General features: G+C 69.6%; 20 protein-coding genes and 3 pseudogenes. 15 read left to right on the forward strand and 8 right to left on the reverse strand.

Annotation, left to right across the window (positions count from 1 at the left end; all coding sequences use genetic code 11):
- Window positions 1-49 precede the first annotated feature (49 nt).
- Together AC1P0E_RS31855 and AC1P0E_RS31860 are read right to left on the reverse strand one after the other, a co-directional pair.
- Entirely contained in the window at window positions 50-505 is a 456-nt protein-coding gene (locus tag AC1P0E_RS31855; RefSeq protein WP_138906035.1) for a tellurite resistance TerB family protein, read from the reverse strand.
- A 175-nt stretch (window positions 506-680) separates the two neighbouring features.
- Window positions 681-2,759: a SpoIIE family protein phosphatase gene (locus AC1P0E_RS31860; RefSeq protein ID WP_482745569.1), complete on the reverse strand. Its 2,079-nt coding sequence runs from the start codon at window positions 2,757-2,759 to the stop codon at window positions 681-683.
- Window positions 2,760-3,726: 967 nt separating this feature from the next.
- On the opposite strand from AC1P0E_RS31860, the pseudogene AC1P0E_RS31865 reads away from it, so the two are divergent.
- The 5 genes and pseudogenes from AC1P0E_RS31865 to AC1P0E_RS31885 form a co-directional block, all read left to right on the forward strand.
- A pseudogene (locus tag AC1P0E_RS31865) lies at window positions 3,727-3,852 on the forward strand (TetR/AcrR family transcriptional regulator); the annotation flags it as partial.
- 169 nt (window positions 3,853-4,021) lie between these two features.
- Window positions 4,022-4,291 carry a hypothetical protein gene (locus tag AC1P0E_RS31870; protein WP_482745985.1) on the forward strand — a complete coding sequence of 90 codons (270 nt, stop codon included), beginning with the start codon at window positions 4,022-4,024 and terminating at the stop codon, window positions 4,289-4,291.
- An 87-nt stretch (window positions 4,292-4,378) separates the two neighbouring features.
- On the forward strand, window positions 4,379-6,463 hold the full coding sequence (tap, locus tag AC1P0E_RS31875; protein WP_482745570.1) for a telomere-associated protein Tap: 2,085 nt from the start codon (window positions 4,379-4,381) through the stop codon (window positions 6,461-6,463).
- Window positions 6,464-6,468: 5 nt separating this feature from the next.
- Window positions 6,469-7,023 (forward strand): telomere-protecting terminal protein Tpg, encoded by a 555-nt coding sequence (tpg, locus tag AC1P0E_RS31880; protein ID WP_482745571.1) that lies wholly within the window; start codon window positions 6,469-6,471, stop codon window positions 7,021-7,023.
- 201 nt (window positions 7,024-7,224) lie between these two features.
- Window positions 7,225-8,415 carry an MFS transporter gene (locus tag AC1P0E_RS31885; protein ID WP_482745572.1) on the forward strand — a complete coding sequence of 397 codons (1,191 nt, stop codon included), beginning with the start codon at window positions 7,225-7,227 and terminating at the stop codon, window positions 8,413-8,415.
- 442 nt (window positions 8,416-8,857) lie between these two features.
- Here the strand turns inward: AC1P0E_RS31885 and AC1P0E_RS31890 are convergent, their stop codons facing one another.
- A complete protein-coding gene (locus AC1P0E_RS31890; protein WP_482745573.1) occupies window positions 8,858-9,451 on the reverse strand; it encodes a TetR/AcrR family transcriptional regulator in 594 nt (197 codons plus the stop codon).
- 66 nt (window positions 9,452-9,517) lie between these two features.
- On the opposite strand from AC1P0E_RS31890, the gene AC1P0E_RS31895 reads away from it, so the two are divergent.
- On the forward strand, window positions 9,518-11,407 hold the full coding sequence (locus tag AC1P0E_RS31895) for a serine/threonine-protein kinase (protein ID WP_482745574.1): 1,890 nt from the start codon (window positions 9,518-9,520) through the stop codon (window positions 11,405-11,407).
- 314 nt (window positions 11,408-11,721) lie between these two features.
- On the opposite strand, the gene AC1P0E_RS31900 is transcribed toward AC1P0E_RS31895, so the two are convergent.
- Window positions 11,722-12,177 (reverse strand): pyridoxamine 5'-phosphate oxidase family protein, encoded by a 456-nt coding sequence (locus AC1P0E_RS31900; RefSeq protein ID WP_482745575.1) that lies wholly within the window; start codon window positions 12,175-12,177, stop codon window positions 11,722-11,724.
- A 207-nt stretch (window positions 12,178-12,384) separates the two neighbouring features.
- Here AC1P0E_RS31900 and AC1P0E_RS31905 point away from each other — a divergent pair, with 207 nt between their 5' ends.
- From AC1P0E_RS31905 to AC1P0E_RS31925, 5 genes are all read left to right on the forward strand, one after another.
- Window positions 12,385-12,846, forward strand: a complete 462-nt coding sequence (locus tag AC1P0E_RS31905; RefSeq protein WP_482745576.1) for an aldo/keto reductase — start codon at window positions 12,385-12,387, stop codon at window positions 12,844-12,846.
- 47 nt (window positions 12,847-12,893) lie between these two features.
- Entirely contained in the window at window positions 12,894-13,070 is a 177-nt protein-coding gene (locus AC1P0E_RS31910) for a hypothetical protein (protein WP_482745577.1), read from the forward strand.
- On the forward strand, window positions 13,067-13,351 hold the full coding sequence (locus tag AC1P0E_RS31915; protein WP_482745578.1) for a hypothetical protein: 285 nt from the start codon (window positions 13,067-13,069) through the stop codon (window positions 13,349-13,351). The genes AC1P0E_RS31910 and AC1P0E_RS31915 overlap by 4 nt, the downstream gene beginning before the upstream one ends.
- Window positions 13,288-14,100 carry an MFS transporter gene (locus AC1P0E_RS31920; protein WP_482745972.1) on the forward strand — a complete coding sequence of 271 codons (813 nt, stop codon included), beginning with the start codon at window positions 13,288-13,290 and terminating at the stop codon, window positions 14,098-14,100. Before AC1P0E_RS31915 ends, AC1P0E_RS31920 begins: the two co-directional genes overlap by 64 nt.
- Window positions 14,101-14,273: 173 nt before the next feature.
- On the forward strand, window positions 14,274-14,414 hold the full coding sequence (locus AC1P0E_RS31925; RefSeq protein WP_482745579.1) for a hypothetical protein: 141 nt from the start codon (window positions 14,274-14,276) through the stop codon (window positions 14,412-14,414).
- Window positions 14,415-14,435: 21 nt separating this feature from the next.
- Here AC1P0E_RS31925 and AC1P0E_RS31930 read toward each other — a convergent pair whose 3' ends face one another.
- Both AC1P0E_RS31930 and AC1P0E_RS31935 read right to left on the reverse strand, forming a co-directional pair.
- Window positions 14,436-15,035, reverse strand: a complete 600-nt coding sequence (locus AC1P0E_RS31930; RefSeq protein ID WP_482745580.1) for a YdcF family protein — start codon at window positions 15,033-15,035, stop codon at window positions 14,436-14,438.
- A gap of 70 nt (window positions 15,036-15,105) precedes the next feature.
- Window positions 15,106-15,356: pseudogene (locus AC1P0E_RS31935) on the reverse strand (IS5/IS1182 family transposase); the annotation flags it as partial.
- A 50-nt stretch (window positions 15,357-15,406) separates the two neighbouring features.
- On the opposite strand from AC1P0E_RS31935, the gene AC1P0E_RS31940 reads away from it, so the two are divergent.
- Window positions 15,407-15,904 carry a GNAT family N-acetyltransferase gene (locus AC1P0E_RS31940; protein ID WP_482745581.1) on the forward strand — a complete coding sequence of 166 codons (498 nt, stop codon included), beginning with the start codon at window positions 15,407-15,409 and terminating at the stop codon, window positions 15,902-15,904.
- A gap of 181 nt (window positions 15,905-16,085) precedes the next feature.
- On the opposite strand, the pseudogene AC1P0E_RS31945 reads toward AC1P0E_RS31940, so the two are convergent.
- A pseudogene (locus AC1P0E_RS31945) lies at window positions 16,086-16,817 on the reverse strand (IS630 family transposase); the annotation flags it as partial.
- Between the two features lie 389 nt (window positions 16,818-17,206).
- Between AC1P0E_RS31945 and AC1P0E_RS31950 the strand changes: the two are divergent.
- A complete protein-coding gene (locus tag AC1P0E_RS31950) occupies window positions 17,207-18,631 on the forward strand; it encodes a (2,3-dihydroxybenzoyl)adenylate synthase (RefSeq protein ID WP_482745582.1) in 1,425 nt (474 codons plus the stop codon).
- Window positions 18,632-19,283: 652 nt separating this feature from the next.
- On the opposite strand, the gene AC1P0E_RS31955 is transcribed toward AC1P0E_RS31950, so the two are convergent.
- A complete protein-coding gene (locus AC1P0E_RS31955) occupies window positions 19,284-19,679 on the reverse strand; it encodes a RidA family protein (protein ID WP_482745973.1) in 396 nt (131 codons plus the stop codon).
- A 136-nt stretch (window positions 19,680-19,815) separates the two neighbouring features.
- Between AC1P0E_RS31955 and AC1P0E_RS31960 the strand changes: the two genes are divergently transcribed.
- Window positions 19,816-20,790, forward strand: coding sequence for a helix-turn-helix transcriptional regulator (locus AC1P0E_RS31960; RefSeq protein WP_482745583.1), 975 nt, complete (start codon window positions 19,816-19,818; stop codon window positions 20,788-20,790).
- Window positions 20,791-21,256: 466 nt separating this feature from the next.
- Window positions 21,257-22,771 (forward strand): SpoIIE family protein phosphatase, encoded by a 1,515-nt coding sequence (locus AC1P0E_RS31965; protein WP_482745584.1) that lies wholly within the window; start codon window positions 21,257-21,259, stop codon window positions 22,769-22,771.
- The last annotated feature ends 1 nt before the right edge of the window (window position 22,772 follow it).

Here is a 22,772-nt window from a genome sequence, read left to right on the forward strand (position 1 = left end):
TGGGCCTTCGGCTCGTTGCCGAAGGCCCACCGGTTTTTGATCCAGGGTGCTACAGGTCGAACTCGTGGGGCGGCAGGTCCAGCGTGTAGCAGGCTTCGCGCACGATGGCCTGCTCGTCCTTGTCGAAGTCGCCGTCGGCGCCGCCGATGACGATGCCGATCTGAATGACGGCGCGGGCCTCGGCCGGCTTCTTCTTCGCCTTGGCGATCTCCTGAAGGACGCTGACCTTGCCGAAGGCGAAGTCGGCGGTCAGCTTGTTCAGGTTCTCGTCGAAGCGGCGCTGAAGGTCGTCCGCGGCGAAGTTCTTCAGTACGTCGTTGGTGGCGATGAGCTGGGCCACCCGCTGCCGCTCGGCCGGGTCGACGGTGCCGTCGGCGGCAGCGACCAAGGCGCACATCGCCATGCTCGCGTCGCGGAAGGAGCCGCTCTTGAGGTCGTTCTTCTTCGCCATGAGCTGGGTCTGCATCGTGGACGCGGACTCCTTGAAGCGATCCCACAGGGCCATAAGAACTCCATATGCGTCAGGGGGCTTCCGGCCGGGCCGGGAAGAAGGCCGACTCGGACACCCGCATTCTTCTACAGTCAAGTAGAAGTTATCAGGAGGAACTGACGGGCCCCAGCCCGCCGGGTCCGGAGGGGTGGCGACTGCCACGCGGTGATGTGGGCACGGCGGACTGCCCCTACGGCTGGGGGGCGTTGCCGATGCGGGCCGTGAGCAGGGCGATGTCGTCGTCGGCGGATGCCGGGACCAGGCGAGTGATCAGCGAGTCGCACAAGTGGTCGAGCGGGCGCTGGGGTTCGGTGAGCAGGCGGGTGAGGTCGGTGAGGCGTTCGTCGATGTCGCGGCCGCGGGCTTCGACCAGGCCGTCGGTGTAAAGCACGAGGACGCTGCCGGGAAGCAGGGTGATTTCGGAGGTGGTGAAGTCGATGCCGCCTACGCCGAGGGGGGCGCCGGGCGGGGTGTTGATCAGACGGACGGTGCCGTCGGGGTCTGCCGCTGCGGGCGGCGGGTGTCCGGCGCGGGTGACGGTGCAGTGACCAGTGGCGGGGTCGCAGACGACGTACAGGAAGGTGGCGAGCATCGGCTCGGCCAAGTCGGCGAGGGCTGCTTCCAAGTGGTGGAGCAGTTCGGTCGGGGACATGTCGAGGCGGCCCAGGGCCCGGACGCTGGCGGAGAGCCGTCCCATGACCGCCGCCGCGGCGATGCCGTGGCCCATGACGTCCCCGATGAGGAGAGCCGCTTTGCCGCCGGGGAGGCGCAGGACGTCGTACCAGTCACCGCCGACTTCGTTGATGTCGCTGGCGGGCAGGTAGCGGTGGGCTATGTCGATGCCGGGTGGCGGTGTGATGTGCTGCGGCAGCATGCTGCGCTGGAGGATGAGCGCGGTCTCGTGTTCGCGTTGGTAGAGGCGCGCGTTGTCGATGCTGGCCGAGGCCCGGGCGGCGAGTTCGCCGGCAAGGGTCACGTCGTCGGATCCGTAGGGGCCGACAGGCCGGGCGCGATAGAAGGTGGCGACGCCGAGCACCAGGTCACGAGCGACGAGCGGGACCATCATGACCGAGTGCACGCCCGCCTTGAGGAGTCGGGCCGGTGCGGTGGAGTGGCGGGCTGCCGGGGCGATGGACCGCTCGTCGACGTGGGCGATCAGGAAGGGCTGACGGGCGGCGAGGGCCTGGATGTACGGAGCGCTCGCGGGGAAGGTGAGGGTTCGGCCGAGCGGGGCGAGGATGGCGGTGATGTCGGAGCCGGTCAACGGGGCCTTGCCCAGGCGCCGTAGCGCGACGCCCCCGCCCAGCCCCATGCCGGGCTCGTCGCCACGGGCAAGGGTGTCCAGGATGTCGACGGTGGCGGCGTCCGCGAGGTGCGGGACGGCGAGGTCGGCCAGCTCCTGAGCGGTGCGCTCGAGCTCCAGGCTGGCGCCCATGCGGGCGCTGGCCTCGCTGAGCAGGGCGAGCCTGCGGCGGCCCGCCTCGGCCTCGGTGTGGGCGCGCTGCTGCTCGGTGATGTCGAGCAGGGAGGCGATCACGCCGATCGGCCGGCCTCCCGGGTCCTCCACCCGCACATACGAGCACGACCACACCCGGTCGTGGTCCGGATCGGCAGGCGTACGTCCGGTACGTCGCCGGTCGAGGACCGGCTCGCCGGTGTCCAGTACCTGCCGCATCGCCTCCTCCATCTCGCCTGCGTTCACCTCGGGCAGCAACTCGGCCAGGCGGCGGCCCACGTGTGCGGACTCCGCGAGGCCGTTCATCGCCTCGAGAGCCGGATTGACCTGCAGGAACCGCAGATGCGTATCGAGGACGGCGATACCGACCGGTGAGCGGGAGAACATCCCGTCCCACACCGCCGACGACCCTCGGATGCGGCGCGCCGCGTGGGCGGCGGCGGCGAAGACCAGTACCGCCGAGACTCCGTGCCGCCCACCGTGGACCGGACAGGCCCAGATCTCCAGCTCCAGCGGGTGCCCGTCGTGGTGCCACACGGTCACCGTGCCCATCACCCCGCGCCCCGTGGCGGCGGTCTCCCACAGCGACCGGCCGAGGCTGCGGTCGGCGCCGGGGTGCAGCAGGTCGGCGATGTGCCGGCCCACCACCTGCGGTGGGGCGTAACCGAGCAGTTCCTGCGCGGCGTGGTTCCAGCGCACGATCGTCCCGTCGGCGCTGGTGGCGAGCTGCGCCACTGGCAGGGCGCCGAGCCACCCTCCGGCGTCCTGGGCGGCACCGCTGATCAGCTCCCCGATCGGTGTCTGCTCGTCCATCCGCAACCCGCCCCCTCTCGAGCGGCTGGAAGCGTGCGTCGCGGCGCGGGGCCCGCATCCGCTGCCTGCTGCGAGGAGGAATGTCACCGCGGTTGTACTCGAACAGGAGGGGCGCCGCGGTCAGCTCCTGCGGTCACCCGGAAAAGCGGCCTTCCCTCGCGCTTCCTCCACATACCCCATCTTGGCCCTGCCGGTCGCGGACCGCCCGCCGACGCCGAGCAGCGGCGGGCCGGATTTACGCACGTGAACAAATCGACCACCGAGGTGGTTCCGGCTCGGCTGAAGCTGCTCACCAGCGTTCGGAAGTCCGGTATCAAAGGAGTCCGTGCCAGTGCGTGGACCGTCGTTGCCGCGGCATGCGCTCAGATCGTCACGGCCGGCTTCGGTCTGTTCGCGCTGGAGACACTGCAGATCGGTGACGCCTCGAGCCTGGATCCGCACCGGATGCTGGGTTACGCCGCCGAGATCGTCGGGGTCGTCCTCGTCATCCTGCTCATCGTCGGGCGTCCGGGCGTCCGGGCGGCCGCGCGGTCGGCGCAGGCCTGGGGCTGTTCTCGGCCATGCTCGTCTTCACCACAGCTCAGCTGCGCGAGGCGGCGTCCGTGGAAGCCTCTTCAGCGCTGTACGTGCGAACGAGCCGGTGAGCCGCGCCTCAACACTGTCGCGCCAGGTGCTGCTCACCACCGTGCAGCAGCACACCTCGGTGCTGGTCGCCGAGGAGACGCAGCGCCTGGCCCGCCGCACGGAGCTGACCACGACGCAACGGGAGGAGGTGGCGGCCGGGTTGCGCCGGCTGTCGTCCCGGCTGGTCCTTGGGCCGTTGTCGGCGTGGCAGGGTGATCCGGGTGTGATGGCCGATCTGTTCGGTCTGCCCCGAGCGCGAACGCGTACGAGTGAGGGAGATGTCATGCCGAAGCTGACCGGGGGCGCCACGCTGGCCGAGCACAAGGCCGCGACCCGCGAGGCCATGATCGACGCCTTCGCGGATCTTCTGCGTGAGGCCGGCTGGCAGGACCTCAAGGTGCAGGACGTCGCCAGGACCGTCGGTGTGGCGCGGACCGCGGTCTACAACTACTTCCCCGACAAGACCGCACTGCTGCTGGCCTGGTCCGAGCGAGAGATGAGCCGGTTCATGGCGCTCGCCGAGCGCGAGCTGGCCGAACGCACCGATCCGGTCGACCGGCTGCAGGCCCTGGTGAAGCTCGTCCTGGCCGAGTTCTCCCTGCTGCGCGGAGCGGGCGCCTCGGTGGCGGCGAGCGGCGATGCTGCCGCCGGAAGACCGCGTGAAGTTCTTCGAGCATGTCGCCGCCCTCGCCGCGCTGGTCGGCGAAATCCTCGAGGACGGCATGGGGCAGGGGCAGTTCGTCCGAGCGGACCTGGCCGTGACGGGACAGCTGATCATGGCCTGCCTCGAAACGCAGCGCGCCGCTCTTCTGGCCGGCGAGAAGGTCCACACGGCGGTGACCCGGACGCTGCCGTTCCTCATGCGCGCACTTGGTGTGCCCGCCCACTGCTGGGCGGCAGGCTCGTAGGGTTGACGCACGATGAGCCCGCCTGTCCGCCGTGCAGGGCTAAATTGGGGGCTAAATCTATGCTATACTCCGTACCGGAGGTGAGGTATGCCCACCGAGGAAGAGCTGTTCAGTGCGGTAGACGCGCTGCTGGAGGGCGAGCCGCAGTTGCCGTCGCCGGAGGAGCGGGCGCGGCTGCGTGAGGCGGCCGGCGTCACCCAGGCCCGTCTGGCGCAGGCGCTCAAGTCGACGACGCAGACAGTGAAGAACTGGGAGAACGGCCGCAGTGAGCCGCGGCCGCCCCGCCTCCAGGCGTACCAGCGGCTGCTGGAGGGCTGGGCAGCGAAGTACCCGGCTACGCCCGAGCCCGCGCCGCTACCAGAGGTGTTCACCGGCTCCGCGGAGCAGCTGGCCGAGCCGGTCGCACCCGTACTTGCCGCGGCGTCCGCGCCCTTGCCGGAAGCGGCTCCCGCGACCAGGCCGTCGACGTCGCGCCGCCCGGTCGCGAGGAAGGCCGCGGCGACGCCGGTCGCCGACCCGCGGTTCCCGCACGGTCCGCTCGCGGTGCTGGACGGTGACGGCCAGGCGTACGGCGTGGGCGGGCTCGTGCTGGAGTGCCCGGCGACGACCATTCCGCAGCTGGTCGACTGGACACTGGCGGAGTCCGGGATCGGCGCGCCCCGCCTGCACCGCAACGGCAAGGACTCCGACCCGCTGATCGTCCTGACCGCATCGGCGGCCGTACGGTTCGGCCTGCCGGAGCGTCTGGAGGGCTTGGAGGCCCGCCGCTCGCTCCGCCTCCCCGACGACCACCCGGTCGTCAAGCAGATCACCAGGGCGAAGTGGAAGCTGACCCAGCGCGGCTTCGGCCCCTGGGCGCGCATCTACCGACCGGCGAAGGCAGGCAGGCGCCAGTGCGTTCAGCTGGCGATCCTGCCTTGGAACGCTCTGGACGAGCGGGCCTGGCCCGGGGCCTGGGACCTCCCGCCGGCCGAGGTCGCCCGCGTCCTGGGTGTGTACGCGACCCGAGTCATCACCCCGCGCGGCTCCACCGCCGTCAACGGTTTGGAACTGATGACCGCGCTGCGCCCGCCGACCCGCGCCGTGAAGGACGACGCGACCGGCGAGTGGGTGGCCGGCCACAACCCCGGCTCCCTCGGTACGCAGCCGGCCGACCCGGCGCCGCCGGAGGCCCCGCCCGAGCACCCGGTCGCGCAGGGCTGGAACGGCGGCTTCCTCGACGAGGAGGCGCACCAGTGGGTGCGTGACCCCAAGCTGCTCTCCGACGAGGAGTGCCTGCTGCCGTGGGCGGTCGGTCTGGACATCAACACAGCCTTCCTTGCCGCGGCCGCCCGCCTGGTCGTCGGCCTGAGCGGTCCCGAGTACGTCCGGCGCCCGGTGTTCGACAAGAAGATCCCCGGCAGCTGGCTGGTGGACCTTTCGTACATCGAGCTGGACCCCCGGCTGCCGTCGCCGTTCACACCGTCCGGGGCACGACCCGACGGCCCGGCCTGGTACCAGACCCCCACCGTCGCCTACGCCGTCGAGCTCGGCTTCGAAGTCCGGCCGGACGAGGCGTACTTGCGGCGCGAGAGTGGTGCTTACCTGGACCCGTGGCACGACCGGCTCAAGGACGCGTACGTCGAGACCATGGCCGACCTCGGCGTCACCAAGGACCTGACCGAGACCGGGTTCCTCGCCGCGATGGAGCAGCACAAGACCTTCGACCCAGGCATGGCGGCCGTACTGGCGGCGATCAAGTCCACTGTCAAGGGCGGCGTCGGCAAGCTGCGCGAGCGCCCGCAGGGCCGCCACTACACCGAGGGGGAGCGGTGGGGAGCCCTGGAGCGCCCGACCTGGCGTCCCGACATCCGGGCGGCGGTCATCTCCAAGGCCCGCGTCAACATGCACCGCAAGATGGCCAACGTCGCCAAGGCGACCGGCCAGTACCCGCTCGCAGTGCTCTCCGACTGCGTCGTCTACGCCTCGGCCGGCCCCAGTCCGCTGGCGTTTCTGCCGCGTGCCGAGGGCGGCAAGCCGATGCCCGGCACTTTCCGACTTGGCCTCACGCCCGGTCTGGCCAAGGTCGAAGGGGTGCAGGAGATGGCGTGGGCCGTGGACCTGATGGAGAAGGGCATGAACCCCGCACGTCACATCAAGGGCGGCGACGCGGTCATGGACGAAGGAGAGTGAACTGAGTGAGCGACATTCATGACGCGCTGGATCGCGCGGACCGTGAGGTCTTCACCCGTGAGCCGCCGAAGTCCGTCCAGGCCCGCGTGAACTTCCTGCTGGGCAAGCTGAAGACGACGAAGGCCGTGGCCCAGGCGCTCGGGGTCACCCAGCGGTCGGTGGAGCGCTACCGCAAGGGTGAGCGGAGGAAGCCGCCGCAGGGCATCGCCGACCGGATCGACGCCGAAGTCCGCAGCCGTTGGCAGCCAGTGGTCCGTAGGAGGCGCCGTCGGCAGGCGGCAACCAGTACGGGGATCACGGTGGAGACCCGCGCCAGATTCGGCTACACCGCTCCGATCGGCACGACCGACGACGGGCGGATGCGACGGCTGACCGTGCACCTCACACCGGAGTACGCGAACCGCCTCTTCGAGGCCCAGCAGCAAGGGGCCAGCGACCAGCAGATGCGGAACATCGTGGCTGAAGGGCTCCAGGAGATCTATTTCAAGGACAACGGACGCCGCGCCGACAACCTCGAAGTCGCCTTCACCGACGTCGACTATTTCGACGTCTCCTTCTGAAAGCTGCGCGCCGTCAACAGCTGGACCCGGTCCGAGGGGCCCGCGGCTCGGGCCCGCTCGCCCCGGAAAGGGGAGGCACGTACGGTTCCGCCCCCTCACGGTCGACCTCATCGCCGACGTCTCCTTCGGCTCTCCCGTACCGGCGGCGCGTCGGGCACGCCGCGCCGGTGCGGGGCGGCTCGCGGGGTTACCGTCGGCGGCATGGACGTTGATCGCCGAGGGTGGCGCCAGTGTTTGCTCGGCGGGGCGGTGTTCGCCGTGTGCATGGCCGGTACCACGCTCCCGACCCCGCTCTACGGCCTCTACCAGGAGAAGTTCGGGTTCTCCGAGCTGACGGTGACTGTCGTGTACGCCGTGTACGCCTTCGGGGTCATCGGCGTACTGCTGCTGGCGGGCAACGCCTCGGACGCCGTGGGCAGACGGCCGGTGCTGCTGGCGGGCCTGGGGTTCGCGGCCGCGAGCGCCGTCTGTTTCCTGTGTGCGACCGGGCTGGAGTGGCTGTATGCGGGGCGCCTGTTGTCGGGGCTGTCCGCCGGCCTGTTCACCGGGGCCGCCACGGTGTACGTGATGGAGTCGGCACCGTACGGCGGCGGCTCCCGGGCCACGTTCGTGGCGACGGCCGCCAACATGGGCGGGCTGGGCTGCGGTCCACTGCTCGCCGGCGTGCTCGCGCAGTACGCCGCCTGGCCGCTGTACCTGCCGTTCGCCGTGCACCTCACACTGGTGGCCTGCTCGGCCGCCGTCCTGCTGTGGCTGGCGGAGACCGTACGCGAGCGGCGGCCGCTGAGCACTGTACGGCCGCAGCGGCCCGGCCTGCCCCCGCAGGTGCGGGCGGTGTTCGGGCCCGCGGCGATCGCCTCGTTCGTGGGGTTCGCATTGTTCGGCGTGTTCACGTCGGTCAGCCCGGCGTTCCTCGCGCAGTCCCTGGACGTGAACAACCACGCGGTGAGCGGGCTGGTCGTCGCGCTTGCCTTCTTCGCCTCGACAGCAGGCCAGCTGGCAGTCGGACGGGTCGGGGTGGAGCGATCGCTGCCGCTGGGCTGCGCCGGGCTCTTCGCCGGGCTGGCGCTGCTCGCGGGCGCGCTGCGGTGGGACCTGCTGCCGCTGGTGGTCCTGAGCGCGCTCGTCGGCGGGGGCGGGCAGGGGCTGGCATTTCGTGGGGCGCTGTCCGCGGTGGCCGAGGCGTCTCCCCCCGACCGTCGCGCGTCAGTGGTCTCGACGCTTTTCGTGGTGGCGTACGCGGGCATCTCGGTGCCGGTGATCGGCGTGGGGGTGCTGGTGGATCCGATCGGTCTGGAGGGTGCGGGGCTGGTGTTCATCGCGTGTATGGCCGTCCTGGTCTCGACCGCGGCCGTCTACCTGCACCTGCGGCCGGTACGGCCGAGGACGTGAGCACATACGGATACGGACGCGGTGCCCGTCCTGCGCCCGCGAAGGTGAGGCGGGGGAGCGCCGCCCGGATGCCGGCGAGGGCCCGATTCTTCCTGCGCCGGCCAACAGGCAGGTTGCGACCGCCTCGCTATCGCTGCCAAACGCGGCACTGGCATCGGCCGCACCCTGCAGATGCACGGCGCCACAGTGACAGAGGTCTTTCCGTAGCAATCGAGGCCGGTACGAAGTATCGCCCTGGTCCGCCGGTAATCCGCCACGAACCGGCGCTGGGCCGGGGCACGTTGGTGGCGATGTGGCCACCACGGCCGACGAGGTCCCGTGCCCGTTGCTGCGCGCGCGCCAGCGCGGCCACCGGCAAGCCCAGCCAGGGCCGGGACCTGACACCGCAGGCTTTTCGTCCACCCCACCGCAACGGCGCCCGTACGAAGGCCGCGTTCGCGCGTCACCGGGCCAGCGACCGCCAGATCCGGTCCGGCAGGATCCGGGCGGCCTCGTCGAGGTCGACGTCGTCGATGCCCGAGAGCCAGCGGCGGGCGACGCCGATGACCGGCCCGAGGGCCAGGGACTCGATCAACGGCAGGGGGATCGGGGCGAGTTCGCCGGACTCGACGTGAGGCTGGATCCATTGGGCGAAGCCCGAGAGCCGGGCCTCCTGGGCGTCGCGGAGCTCCTTGCCCTGGGCCATGGCGTACCGGTCGGCCGTGGAGGAGTGCAGGAGCAGAGCGGCGTCCCGGTGTTCCTGGATGAACGACAGGTACGTCCCGACCAGGGCGCGGATACCCGTACGGGCGGTGCGGGCGCCCTGCAAAGCCGTGGCCAGCTCGCTCAGTAGCCGACTCAGCCAGCGGTGTGTCAGCGCGGCGACGAGCCCGTCGACGCTGCCGAAGTGGTGGTAGAGGCTGCCCTGACTGACCCCGCTGGCCCGGGTGACCGCGCCAACCGTGATGCCCCGCTCGCCCTCGGCGGCGTACACGCCCAGCGCGGCGTCGAGGAGCAAGTCGGCGGTCGCCTCACCGCGTTGCTGTTTGGGGCTCATCGCGTTCCTTCTCTGGTTCTAGAGTACATTTCTAGAAACTGATTCCAATTCTAGCGGGGCTGACGCGTGTTAGAGCTGAGGGGGAGCGGGGCCGAGCCACTTGAGGCGGAGGACCCGCGGCGTATCGGAGCGATCCCGCTGGCGGGCCGGCTCGGAGCCGGCGGTATGGGGCGCGTGTACCTCGGGGTGCACGAGGGCCGGTACGTCGCCGTCAAGCAGTTGCTGTCCTCCGTCGTCGGCGAGGACGCGGACTTCGTGCGCCGTTTCGGACACGAACTGGACAACCTCTCCCGGCTGCCCGCGGAGGCCACCGCACCGCTGCTCGCCGGCGACCGCACCGCACGGCCCCCGTGGTTCGCCACCGCGTACGTTCCTGGGCTCACCCTGAGGCAAGCCGTCGAGCTGCACGGCAGTCCCCTGCCCGATCCCGCGCTGTGGCTGCTGCTGCGGGAGGCTGCGGCGGGCCTTGCGTCGGTGCACGCACTGGACATGGTGCACCGGGACCTCAAGCCGTCCAACGTCATGCTGACCCTCGACGGTCTCACCCTCATCGACTTCGGAGTCGCCCGGGCCGCCGAACAGAGCCAGTTGACCAGGACCGGAATGGTCGTGGGCACGCCCGCCTTCATGGCACCCGAACAGGCGTCGGCCTCACGGCAGTTGAGCGGCGCCACCGACGTGTTCGCGCTGGGCTCGGTACTCGCGTACGCGGCGTGCGGCCGGCCGCCCTTCGGCGACGAGTCGGGGCACGGCGTGCTGTACCGCATCGTCCACGAAGAGCCCGACCTGGAGCCGTTGCGGCGACTGGAGCCGGACCTCGCCGATGTCGTCGCGGCATGCCTCGCGAAGGACCCCGAAGGCCGCCCGACCGCCGCCGAACTCCTCGAACGCGCCTCACAGCACGGCCCGTTCACCGCTCCGCTGTGGCCGGCGGCCATCACCGCGTGCCTGTCGGAGCGGGCCGCCTTCGCAGCGGACGTGCAGGAGATCGACGTACCGACGGTCCCGCTCACCGGCGGAAAGCCGGAACTGGAGACGGAGCCGGAGAAGGACCCCGAGCCGAGGCCGGAGCCAAAGCCCGAGGCCGAGGCCGAGTCGCGGCCGGAACGACCCGACCCGCCTGAGCGCCGCCGCCGGACCCGTGCCTTCCTCGCCGTCGTCCCCGTCGTCGTGGTGGTGGGCGGTACGACCCTCGCGCTCCAGAATCTGCCGTACACGTCCTCGCCGCACGCCGAGGCCCGGGCCACCCCGTCTGTCTCGGTGTCGGCGCCGGCCGACCCGACGCCGCCGACGGCGGGCGGGAGCCCTTCGTTCACGGCGTCGCCGACGAAGTCGCCGGCCAAGGACAAGGCTGAGGAGGACGGCGAGGACAAGGGTCAGGGAGGGACGGGCGGATCCGAGGGTGCGCTGAAAGGGGGAGCCGTCACTGGCGCACAGGACGGCAAGGGCGGAAGCGACTCCGGCCGTTCGGACACATCCGGCGGCTCTGGCGGCTCCGACAGCTCGGGTGGCTCCGGCACCTCGGCCGGCTCCGACGGCGCGGGCGGCTCCAGCACCTCCAGCGGCGGGACGTCCACGACCACCAAGCCCCCCGCCTCCGGGACCCACCGCTACCGCAACGGCGACAACGGCGCCTGCATAACTCAGGTCTACGGCGCCGCGGACCACCAGGACTGCTCGGACCCGACCGCCCGGTGGACCGTGCAGAGCACGTCGGACGGCAGCTTCAAGCTCGTCAACCAGCAGACCGGCCAGTGTCTGTACTCCAACGGGCTCGGCCAAGCGGTCTTCGTGGGCGACTGTGCCCAGGACACCGGCCGGCTGTGGCGTACGGGTTCAGGCGGCAGCCTCAAGAGCGACTACGGGGGCGGCTGCCTCGACTTGGGCATGAGCAGCGGCCTTCTGACGAAGACGTGCGCGGGGGAGGCGTCACAGCGGTGGACGAGGCAGGCCTAGGCAGCGCCCGACGAGTCACGGAGTACGGGTAACGGCCGTTACTTCGGCTCCGCCGCGCTCGTCAGAGGTGCGCGGTGCGGTCCTGCCAAGGAGCGGACCGTACCGCCCCTTGATCGCACTCCTCACACGACGCGAGTGTCCCCGTTGATGTGAGGGTGCGTCACCGGCGGCGGTGGCGTGACCCCGCTTCACGGAAATCTTGGAAGAGCCGTTGGAATTCCCTGACCGGCGGTCGATCGGAGTGAGGAGTCCCCGCTGGAAGTCCACGTCCTCGGCCGCACCGATCGCCGGGTCAGTGTGCTCCCGTGGGGCGGTCAGCCGAGCCAGCGACCGTCGCGCATGAGGTCGCGCCCCCGTAGCTCGTTCGCCTCACGCCAGGCCTGGATGCGCCGCGGCCGGATCAGGAAGTACTGGTAGGGCTCGTCGAGTTCGCGCGGGTCGAAACCGGTCTTGGTCGCGAACGCGTCGCCCTTCTTGGGGGCAAGGCCGGCGATGTCCACCGGCTCGGCGGTGCCGTCGACGACGACGACGTCGCGGGTCGGCCCGAGGCTGAGTCGCACCTGGCCGTCCGCCAGCAGATTGCGGCCGGTGACCGAGGCGCGCGGCGTGGAGATGAGGAACGCGGTCCCGTCCCAAAGGTAGGAAAGCGGGATGAGGTGAACTCCGCCCGGGGAGCCCGCCGTCGCGACCCAGAGATCGACGTCGCTCTCCAGTTTCGCGCGAGTGTCCCGCAGCCTTTCCTCAAGTCCACGCGGCGGTGCGCCCGTCATGCTTCCTCCAGTCACTTCGTGGAGAGCCCTTCCTTCAGGGGAGGGGCTCCGTCGGTCATCGGTAGGTTCACCGGGGCTGCGGGCTTCGCGGAGACCACGGCCTCCAGCGCCCTCATGGCCACGCACACACCGCCCTCGCGTGGGCCCTGCGAACCAGGAGGCGTACGTACATACGTATCCGCTCGGCGGCGCCGGTAGCCGAACCCCATGGCCAGCAAGGCGCGCCGTGCACTCGGTTGCTCGCTGCTTCGGCGCGGTATGGAGCAGGACACCCTCCCCGCCGCCGTCGCCGGAATGGGGTTGCTGGCCTGGTCACCGCTGGCCGGGGGAGCCCTGACGGGCAAGTACGGCGAGGCTGCCCCCATCGGCACCCGCGCGGACAGCCCGTACTACGAGGGGTTCCACGAACGCTACCTGGGCCTGCCGGACGACCGGCGCGTGGTCGAAGCCGTCCGGCTCGTCGCCCGGGCCATGGACGTGCCGGCCGATGCGGTCGCCCTGGCCTGGCTACGTGACCGCCCGGGGGTGGTTTCCACCCTCGTAGGCGCCCGGAACGCCGACCAGTTGCGCGCCTCGCTGACCGTCTGCGCGGTACACCTGCCCGACGAGCTGACCCGGGCCCTCGACACGGTCTCCGCGACCGCGCCGGAACCGGCGGGCCGGCCATGAGGCCGGAGCGCGCACCCCCAAGCTGTACGACGCATCCCGTACCACTCATGAAGAGGCTCAGCATGGCCGGCGACGGGGTCTACGCCGTCACCGTCTCCCTGTACCTGCTGCCCAGGGCCGACGCGGCGCAGGCGCTGGGCACCCTGCTTGCCGCGACCGCCCTCGCATCGTCACCCTGGTCTTCGGCGGAGCCGTCGCCGACCGGGTCCGCAGATCCCTGGTGATCTGCGCGGCCGACCTGCTGCGGATCCTCGGGGTCGGCGTCCTGCTGCTCGCGGGTCCGGACGCCCCGATCGGGCTCCTGGCGGTACTGGGGGCCGTCTTCGGCTGCGGGGCGGGCATCCACCGCCCCGCGTACACGGCGCTCATCGCCCAACTCGCCGGACGGGACAAGCGCCGTGAGGCATCGGCACTGCGCTCGGCACCAGCCGCTTCACCGGGATCGTCGGGCCCGTCGTCGGCGGGTCCGTCGCCGCTGCCTCGTCCCCTCGCTGGGGCCTGCTGATCAACATGCTCACCTTCGTGTTCAGCCTCGCTGCCCTCGTAAAACTGGGCGAACCGAAAGTGAGCTCCGGCAAGGACGACGCGGACAAGGCCGGGTTGGTGCGCGAGGCCCTGGACGGCATCAGTTATGTCCGCGGCCACAAGTGGATGCTCGGCCTCATGCTCCAGGGCACGGCGCAGGCGGCCCTGGTCATCGCCCCGATGGCCGTGGTCGTACCGCTCGTGATGGGCGGCCGCGGACCGGCCGCGCTCAGCCTCGTCACGAGCGCCACCGCGTGCGGCGCGCTCGCGGCGACCCTCACCGCCTACCGCATACGTTCCATGCGGCCCGGCACCGTTGCCATGCTCGGCCTGCTGTGCGAGCTTCCACAGATCCTCGCCGTGGCGCTGGCCGCGCCGACCGCGTGGGTAGACGCCTTCAGCGCACTGGCCGGTGCGGGAACGTCGGTGTTCGCGGTCCTGTGGGGCGCGGCGCTGCAGGAACGGACCCCGGACCACATGCTCGGCCGGGTCTACGCCCTGGACGCGCTGCTCACCCAGGCCCTCATGCCGCTCTGCGTGGCCGCCGCGGGCTTCCTGCTGGGCGTGCTCTCCACGTCGACGATCACGGCCTTCGCCGCCTGCGCCCTGCTCCTGACTGTGGCCGCCGCCCTGCCCGTACCAGGTGTCTTGACGCTCGGCGCCACTACCACCCCGGACGACCAGCCGGACCGGACACCGCACAACCAGGAGTCCGCGAGGAGCGCGTGACGCGGCCTCAGAGAAACCTCCAGTCGCGCGGGACGAACGGTCCTCGGGGTGAAAGACCAGCTGGGCGAAGCGTTGGCCGATGCGGCAATGGTGTCCGGTACCTCGGGATAAAGCCACTGATCGCCCGCCGCGGCACCGAGCACGGCTCCGGTCTGGGCATTCAACGCTGTGTGGTGGAACGCAAGTTGGCCGATCTGCACTGGTCCCGCTGTCTGCGGATCCGCTGGGAGATCCGCGACGACATGCACAAAACCTTCCGCACCCTGCGCCGCGCACTCATCTGCTGGAGGAGGCTCAAGAACCACCGTTCGTGATGCCGACGCGACATCGGCTGTCTACAGCGAGGGCTTCCGCTCGTCGGCCTTGAGACCGCGGAGTGTCCAAAGGCCGTACAGAGCCAGCAGCGGTTTGACGACCATCCATTCACCAGGGCGACAGTCATCCGCGCGCACGAGCCTCTTGGCAAGATCGGGGCGCTGCCGCCGCAAGTACGCGCGGGCCTTGAGCGCATGAGCTGGTTGGGAGGCGATCTTGATGCGGTCGACGTCCTCAAGCAGTGGGATCACGTTCGCGATGTTCTCCCATGTCGTCACGCTTTGGTCTTCGAGGAGCACTGTTCCGTCGAACTTGAGCACCAACTTGGCGTAGTCAGCCATCAATTGGGCCTCCGCAGTGTCACTGCCGGTCGCACCGCCACTGAAGATCAGGCGAGTGTCACGTGCACTGTCAGCGGTGATGGATCGAATTCCAGCACGGACTCGCCAACGGTTGATGAAGTTCGCCGTTTCTTGAGTGTTTTGGTAACCCAATACGACCACGGCCTCGGCGGGGCCCCCGCTGTTCCCCACGAGGGTTCGAGACCAGCGCCAGTTCAACCACTCGCCCCAGGCCAAGGCGGCAGCCCCAGTTATAGCCAGTACTGCCCTTCGCCGCATGCGGCGACTCTAGGGCATCTCGGTATCGGACAGCGAAGGCGCCAGCCCGCGCTGCAAACGACGCATTTCGTCAGGAGTTCTTAATCCAGAGGAAGATTGCTGCGATGCGCAGGGCGGTTGGGTAGATGCGGGCGGCCTTGTCGTATCGGGTGGCGATGCCGCGCCACTGCTGGAGCCGACTGATGCAGCGCTCGACGGTGTTGCGCTGCTTGTAGGCGGTCTTGCCCGAAGCCCGGTGGTTGTCCGCCGCGGCGGCGGAGCAGGTGAGCGGCGCAGGTGAGCGCGGATGGTTTTGGACGAATACGCCTTGTCCGCGAGCACCTGCGCCGCCTGGATCATCCCGCGCCGACCGGCTGTTAGCCTCGGCCCTTATGAGTTGGCTGCCTGACGACTTCGTCCACCCCGTCTACGTACCCGTGCCCAACACCGCGCTTCACCTGCGGCCGATCCGGGAGGCGGACACCGCGCTCGACTACCCCGCCGTGATGGGCTCCCGAGAGCGCTTGTGGGAGATCTTCGGCCCGGCCTGGGCTTGGCCGAAGGAGACGATGACCTATGAAGAGGACCGCATCGACTTGCTGCGGCACGAGAAGGAGATAGCCGCGCATCAATCGTTCAACTACGCGCTGCTGAACGAGGAGGAGACGGCGATCCTCGGCTGCGTCTACATCGACCCGCCTGAGCGCACCGGCTCCGACGGCGAGGTCTCCTGGTGGGTGGTGGACGACCTCGTCGGCAGCGAGGAGGAGCGGGCGCTCGACGCGCTTGTGCCGCAGTGGATCGCCGCCGACTGGCCCTTCCATCAGCCCCGTTATCTGGGCCGCGACATCACGTGGCAGGACTGGCTCGCGCTGCCGCGCGCCTCGTGACACGTCCACGGCGGTGCCTGGACATCTCTTTAGACATCGTCTGATCGTTGTGCGGATGCGCCGTTGACAAGATGCCCAGTGGGCGTGACTCCACCATCGTTCGCGCTCACCAGGATGCCGCAGGGGCCGTAAAAAATGGGGCGGGAGTGGACGGCGAGTCGACCGCCCACGCCCTCGGTCAGGAGGCACTGGTTGGTGTGAAATGCAGGTGGAAGCGCGGGTGCGCCAGGAGCCACTGCTTGACCATGGGTGTCTTGTGCGTCGCGTAGTTGTCGAGGATGAGATGCACATCCAGGTCAGCCGGAACTTCCTTGTCGAGCTTGGTCAGGAACTTCTTGTACTCGAGGGCCCGGTGCCGGCGCGGACGTAGTCGTGGCTTCGTCGTTCGGGAATGCCAGGCACCATCGGAAGGACCGGCTGCGATCGGTCCAGGGCCTGGCCTTGCGACTTCTCGTCATGCATAACACCAGGGGAGCCCGCCCACGTCACGGACCTTGTCGATGAACAGCGGGTTTGTGGACAGTTTGAAGGTCTCTGCGACCGGTGCGGGGCCAGGGCGAACGCCCCGCCAGATCCGCGAGACCTTCGGCTTCGACATCCCCGCGGCCGCAGCCATGGACCTGGTCGACCAGTGGGTGGCGTTCTTCGGTTTCTCCTAGAGCGTCTAGACGATGACGCGCTCGACATCAGCGTCGGTGATTTTCCGCGGGGCACCGGGCCTCGGATCGTCACACAGACCGTCCAGACCACGCTCGAGGAAGCGGTGCCGCCAGGTGCGGACCGTGTCCGGCGTGATCCGCAGACGACGGGACACCTCCATGATTGAGTGACCCTCGGCGCACTCCTGTACGATCCGCGATCGCTGGGCCAAGGCCTGAGCGGTCGTACGACGACGCACCCAGCCCTCCAGCACAGCCTGCTGGGCGGGGACTCAGGTCACCAGAGCCTGTCCGGCAGATCAGTGACTGCGCTGCCTACGGGCCGTTGTGCTCGGCATGGGGCCGAGTTGGATTGAGCGCCGACCATTCCTCCTGGTCAGCGGCGCTCATTGGTCGTTCTGCCGATGGAATTCGGCGCCCATGGTTTGGAAAGCACATTGCGTATAGGGGTGTTGACAGATTGGATTGTCAAGGTCAAGACGGCGCGGTTGCTCCCCGGCGCTGAGAGGGGGCGATATGGGGTCGCCTTACGACATTGGCCTCGACGAACACCCACTGGCCCGACTGTCGGCGGGAGCCCGGCTCCTCCTGGAAGTCGCCGTCGTGTGCTGGACCGGTCCTTAACTGGTACAGAAGGAAGCGAATGACATCCATGCTCGACGGCTGCACGCCCTGGCCCGAGGAGTTCGTCGACCGCTACTGGGCGGCCGGGCACTGGCGTGGCTATACGCTGGACAACCTGCTGCGCGGCTGGGCCTTGCAGTACGGACCGCGAACCGCGCTCGTGCACGGCACCACCCGCATCACGTACGCGAACCTGAACCGGCGCGTGAACCGCATGGCCGCCGGATTCCGGCTGCGCGGCCTCCGGGCCGGGCAACGGGTCGTCGTTCAGCTACCGAACGTTCCCGAGTTCGCCATCACCGTGTTCGCGCTGATGCGCGTCGGCGCGGTCCCCGTGTTCTGCCAGGTCTCGCACCGCGCGTCCGAGGTGTCCCACCTCGTGCGGGTCACCCGGGCCGTCGGCTACGTCGGTCCCTCGACGTACCAGGGCTTCGACCACACGGCGATGGCCGCGGACATCGCGGCCCGTGGGCCCTTCCTGCGGCGGGTGTTCTCCTATGAGGCGCCGGGTGCCTCATCTCCGTACGGCGGCCTTTCGACCGACCCGTCGGGCTGCCACTACTGGCCGCTGGGCTCCATCGACGCCCCGCCCGAGCCGGCGCTTGCGCAGAGCGCCGACCAGGTGGCGTTCTTCCTGCTCTCCGGCGGTACCACCGCAACGCCCAAGCTCATCCCGCGCACCCACAACGACTACGCCTACCAGGCGCGGGCCGCCGCCGAGCTGGTGTCGCTGACCGAGAACGACGTGTATCTCGCCGCGATGCCTGCCGCGTTGAACTTCACCTTCGGCTGCCCCGGCATCGTCGGCACCCTCTCCGTCGGCGGCACCGTCGTCCTGGTCGAGAACCCGGAACCTGCCGAATGCCTCTCGGTCATCGAACGAGAGCGGGTCACCATCCCGTCGGTGGTGCCCGCCGTCGCCCAACTCTGGCTCGACGTACTTCCCACGGTTCAGGCCGACTTGAGCAGTCTGCGTCTTGTCCAGATCGGCGGCGCGCCCTTGCACCGGTCGACCGCCCAACGGATAGGCCCCGCATTGGACTGTCACCTGCAACAGGTCTTCGGCATGGCTGAGGGGCTGGTCACTCTCACCCGGCTCGCCGATCCGGACGAGACCGTGTTCACCACGCAGGGCCGCCCGCTCTCGCCCGACGATGAGATCCGCATTGTCGACGTCGACGGCAAGGCCGTGCCCGACGGGGAGCCCGGCGAACTCCTCGCCCGCGGTCCGTACACCCTGCGAGGCTACTACCGGGCGCCCGACCACAACGCACGCGCCTTCACCACCGACGGCTACTTCCGCACCGGCGACCTCGCGCGACGTACCCCGGACGGCAACCTGGTGGTGACCGGCCGCCTCAAGGACGACCCGCGGTGGGCTGACCACGAAGATCCATCCGGCCCGGCCGGGGCCCGGAAGAAGCCGCGCTCGGGCGCCTCGTGAAGGTTGAAGAGCGGTCGCAGACTTCCCGGCCTGCACGTGTGTGCCGTAAATGTGCACGGCCCACTCGCCGAGCACCAGTCGGCGCGCCTCATCAAGAGTGCTGATATGGACGAGGAGTGACGAGTCGTCCTCGGGACGTCCGACCTGGCTGGGAGCCCACGGCACACGCCAATCGGCGGCCCGGGCTCGCAGTTCGACAATCTCCTCGAAGAGTGTCGATGCCCGCAAATGAGGGTCGTCGCTGAGCCGTTGGCGGCAGTACTCCAAGTACGAACATGAACGCATCCGGCGACTCGGTAGCGAGGTCGCGGCGCGATCGCTTGCCGACCCCTTGGCGATCGTCCTCGGCGTACTGGAGCTGGCGTAGCTCGGTGGTTGGGGCGAGCTCTGGATGGTGCTCGTAGGCGATCCGGACATGGGCGAGGGCCGCCTGCCGCAGTGAGTTCGCCAGGCGTGCTCGGTCCACGGACGCCGCGGCGCTGGCGTACGTCGAGCAGCAGGCGGACGTCTGCGTGCCGCAGTTGTTGCAGGAAGGACTCGCCGTCGAGGCCGTAGACGCCGATCGTCACCATTCTGAGTACCGGAAATCACCCATCCGCCTGCTACGCGTGCCGGTTCAACCGGCACGCGTAGCAGGTGCGGCGAGGTCGCATCACGCGACGGCGGTCCCCTCAAGCTCGACCATCTGGCCGGGGATCGCCAGTCGCGTCACCCCGAGCATCGTGGAGGCCGGCGCCACCCCGGCGGCGCCCAACCGCGCCGCCAGCACGCCGTAGTGCTGGAAAAGGAGATCGACGTCGGTCGTGTAGACGTTGAGCCGGACGAGGTTCGCGAGGGACATGCCGGCCTCGCCGAGTACGGCCTCCAGGTTGTCGATGCTCAGCGTCAACTGCGCCGCCATGTCGCCGTCATGCTGGGGCTTGCCGTCGCCGCTCATCGCGGTCTGGCCCGAGATGTACAGGGTCCGGGTGTGCCCGGAGACGACCTCACCCTGGTTGAATCCCATTTCCACCGACCACGTCACCGGGTTGACCGCCGTTCGTTCCATTGCCACGTCAGCTCCATTCGATTCATCGGGAGTACGTACGTCCATCGGCTCCGTAGCCGCCGGCTTCGACGTCGCGTCAACGAGCCTCCCAACAAATCACGACACCCTCGGTCATGTATTCCCTTAAAGTTCTCGCATGCGTGCCGACCGGTTGGTCTCGCTGGTGCTGCTGCTGCGTCAGCGCGGTCGGCTGACTGCGGACACGCTGGCCCGGGAGCTGGAGGTATCCACCCGCACCGTGCTGCGCGACATCGAGGCGCTGTCCTCGGCCGGCGTCCCGGTCTACGCCGAACGCGGCCGCCACGGCGGGTTCGCGTTGTCGCCCGGTTTCCGGACCGAGCTCACCGGCCTGAACCACGACGAGGCCCTCGCCTTGCTGACCGCCGGATCGGGGCGCGGCGAGCAGGTATTCGGCCTCGCCTCGGCGCTCGCTTCGGCCATGCGGAAGGTGGTCGACGCGCTGCCCGAAAGCCACCGGGCCACCGCGAGCGACGCGGTCCAGCGATTTCTCGTCGACCCGGAGACCGACCTGCTCTCACGTCGGCTGCTCACTGAGGAGGTACCCGACACCACCATGATCGAGGTCCGGCGCGCGGTGCTCGCCGGACACAAGCTGCGCATCCACTACGCGGCCACAGGCCAGACACCACAGTGGCGCACGGTGGACCCGATCGGCCTGGTCACCGTACGTGACCGGGGCTACTTGCTGGCCACAAGATCCGGCGCGGACCGCACCTACCGGCTGTCGCGGGTGTTGGCCGCCGAGGAACTCCCCGAAACGGCACAGCGACCAAACCGGGTCGATCTGGACCGGATCTGGCGTGAACGCTCCGCGCAGTTTCTCTCCGGCGGCGACCACATCGCCGCGCTGGTACGGGTGAACCCGGCGCGGCGGGAGGAGCTGCTGGACACCGCGCTGGCCGTCCGCGCAGAAGAACCCGACGCGGACGGCTGGTTGCGGCTGGAGGTGACCTTCCAGGATTCACGACACGCCGAATGGGCGCTGTGGCAGCTCAGTACGGACGCGGAAGCCCTGGCCCCGCAGTCGTTGCGCACCGCCCTACGCAACCGCGCCATCGCGATTGCCACCCGCTACGGAGACTCATCCTGAGACCGGTGCTCCCCAATGACCGGTGTCTACGCGGACCCGCGTCAAAACCCGGCTCAACAGCCTCAGTGCCCGTCTGCACGTGCCACGGCGAGGAGGGAGCAACGCAGGTCACAGCCCTCCGAGATGCCAACGGGCATGAGGTCCCACACGCGGGAATCGCGGGCAGCGTCAGTCCGCGATCGGAACACAGCGGCTTGCTGCCACGTCCAAGCGGCGTCGCTCGACCGGTTTCACCCCGTGCGCCCGGCCTCATGGCATGCCGGGACGGGACGCCGCGGATCAGTCCGGTTGAGGCCCGCGTCGTGCCCTCCAAGCAGGGTTCCACTCTCAGCGGGCCTTTCGCGCAGCTGTGGGCGTGCACGTGCGGGTGGGGGAGGGGGACGATGGGGTGGCCGGGGCACGGACGCCAGCCCATGGTCAGGTCCGGCAGGCGGTAGTCCGATCGGCGGCCGGAAGGAGCCTGAGTATGGGTGTGACCGAACCCTTTCGGGGCGATCCTGGTACGGCGGGTGTGGTTGCGTCCGGGCCGGGTGGCCTTCTGGATGTGCTGAACGTGGCCGCTGTCCTCCTCGATGCCGAGGGCAGGATCGATCTCTGGAGCCCGCAGGCCGAGATCCTTTTCGGCTACAGCGCCGAGGAGGCCCTGGGCCAGTACGCCGGCCAGCTGCTGATCGACGAGGAGCACCTGGACACGGTGCTGGCTTTGTTCGCCCGGGTCATGGAGGACGGCGAGAGCTGGGCGGGGGCCTTTCCCGTCCGGCACAAGAACGGCAGCTCGCGCCTGGTGGAGTTCCGCAACATGCGGTTGCAGGACGACCAGCGCGACTACTGGGCGCTGGGTCTGGCCACGGACCAGGCGACGCTTCGGCAGGTGGAGCGGAACCTGGCGCTGTCAGCCCAGCTGGTGTCCCAGTCGCCGATCGGGCTGGGCATGCTGGACACCGATCTCCGGTACATCTCCGTCAATCCGGCGGAGGAGCGGATGAACGGTGTGCCTGCCGCCGAGCATGTCGGCCGGCACGTCCACGAAGTGCTTCCCTCCCTGGACCCGTCCTTCGAAGCAGCCATGCGCGAAGTCCTGACCACCGGGGCTCCAATCCTGGACCAGTACACCGTCGGCCGGACGGCAGCCGACCCGGACAAAGAACACGCCTGGTCGATCTCGTTCTACCGGCTCGAAACCCCCAACGGGGAAGTGCTGGGCGTGGCCACCTCCAGCGTTGATGTCACCGACCGGCATCGCGCCATGGAAGAACAACGCCACACCGCCCTCACCCTCCAGCGCAGCCTCCTGCCCCATCCCCCTCCACAGCGACCCGGTCTCGACATCGCCTTCCGCTACCGCCCCGCACAGGCCACCATGGAGATCGGCGGGGACTGGTTCGACGTCATCCCCCTGAACGGCGACAAGACCGCCCTCGTCGTCGGCGACGTCATGGGCAGCGGCGTCGGGGCCGCAGCCACCATGGGACAGCTGCGCACCGCCACCAGAACCCTGGCCGATCTCGACCTGGCTCCCGCCCAGGTCCTGTACCACCTCGACCACATCACCGACGGTCTCGAGACCATCGCCACGTGTGTCTACGCTGTCTTCGACCCCCGCACCGCGCAGTGCCACGTCTCCCTTGCCGGGCACCTGCCGCCGGTCCTCCTCCGCCCGGACGGCACGCGCCAGCTACTCGACCTGCCGACCGGCGCACCCCTGGGCGGCTGCGGCATCTCTTTCGACACCACCTCCATCGACATTGGGCCGGGCGACCAGCTCGTCCTGTACACCGACGGCTTGGTCGAGACACGCGACCAGCCGATCGACGCACGCCTGGACGCTCTCCTCGACGTCCTCGACGACCCTGACCGCTCGCTGGACGCCACCTGCGACCTGCTTCTGCACACCCTGCGTGCCGAGGGTGATCACGACGACGTAGCCCTGCTCATCGCCCGGGCGGGCACCAGCCCTGGGCGAGGCGATCAGCAGGCATGAG

The sequence above is a fragment of the Streptomyces sp. TRD_SC_5 genome (assembly GCF_056836825.1).